Genomic DNA, 1,425 nt, shown 5'->3' with positions numbered 1-1,425 from the left:
CCCTGACCGGCCTCCACCTCCCCGCCACCCTCGTCTTCGACCACCCCACCACCACCCAACTCGCCCACCACCTCCACCAACAACTCCACCCCGACACCACCACCCCACCCACCACCAACACCACCACCACCGGGCCCACCGACGACGAACCCATCGCCATCATCGGCATGGCCTGCCGCTACCCCGGCGGCATCACCAACCCCGACGACCTCTGGCACCTCATCACCCACAGCAACGACGCCATCGGGCCCTTCCCCACCGACCGCGGATGGGACGTGTCCGCGTCCGCGACGCAGGGTGGTTTCCTGCACGACGCCGCCGCCTTCGACCCGGCGTTCTTCGGCATCTCCCCGCGCGAGGCCCTGGCGATGGACCCGCAGCAGCGGCTCCTGCTGGAGAGCTCCTGGGAGGCGATCGAGCACGCGGGCATCGACCCCACCACGCTCAAGGGCTCGCGCACCGGCGTCTACGCCGGGCTCATGTACCACGACTACGTCACCCGGTTGGCGGATGCCGAGGACGCCGAGGGGTTCCTGGGTACCGGCAACGCGGGCAGTGTGGTGTCGGGCCGGGTGTCGTACGCGCTGGGTCTGGAGGGTCCGGCGGTGACGGTGGACACGGCGTGTTCGTCGTCGCTGGTGGCGCTGCACTGGGCGATCCAGGCGCTGCGTGGCGGTGAGTGCACGATGGCGCTGGCCGGCGGCGTGACCGTCATGGCCACCCCCACCACCTTCGCCGAGTTCTCCCGCCAGGGCGGCCTCTCGTTCGACGGGCGGTGCAAGTCCTTCTCCGACGCCGCCGACGGGACCGGCTGGTCCGAGGGCGTGGGCGTGCTGGTGGTGGAGCGGCTGTCGGACGCGCGGCGCAACGGGCACCGGGTGTTCGCGGTCGTCCGGGGCACGGCCGTCAACCAGGACGGCGCCTCCAACGGGCTCACCGCGCCCAACGGCCCCTCGCAGCAGCGGGTGATCCGGGAGGCGCTGGCCAGTGCCGGGTTGTCGGCGTCCGACGTGGACGCGGTGGAGGCGCACGGTACGGGGACGACGCTGGGTGACCCGATCGAGGCGCAGGCGGTCCTGGCGACCTACGGCCAGGAGCGTGGGTCGGATGAGCCGTTGTGGCTGGGCTCGGTGAAGTCGAACCTGGGGCACACGCAGGCTGCGGCTGGTGTGGCGGGTGTGATCAAGATGGTGCTGGCGATGCGGCACGGGACGCTGCCGCGCACGCTGCACGTGGACGAGCCGTCGTCGAAGGTGGAGTGGGCTTCGGGTGCGGTGGAGTTGCTGACCCGGGCGCGGGAGTGGCCTGCGGGTGAGCGTCCGCGCCGGGCGGGTGTGTCCTCGTTCGGGATCAGCGGGACGAACGCGCACGTGATCGTGGAGGAGGGGGACGCCGAAGCCGTTGAGGCTCCGGAGGCTTCGGCTT

General features: G+C 71.6%; 1 protein-coding gene. It reads left to right on the top strand.

Annotated features, from left to right (window positions below; genetic code table 11):
- A partial coding sequence (locus tag OSB71_RS24110) for a type I polyketide synthase (protein WP_323055343.1) occupies positions 1-1,425 on the top strand: 1,425 nt, incomplete at both ends.

This window comes from Streptomyces marinisediminis (assembly GCF_026262575.1).
In the GTDB taxonomy this organism is placed as follows: domain Bacteria; phylum Actinomycetota; class Actinomycetes; order Streptomycetales; family Streptomycetaceae; genus Streptomyces; species Streptomyces marinisediminis.
The sequence above is the reverse complement of the archived record's forward strand: the minus strand, read 5'-3'. Positions and strand labels throughout refer to the sequence as shown.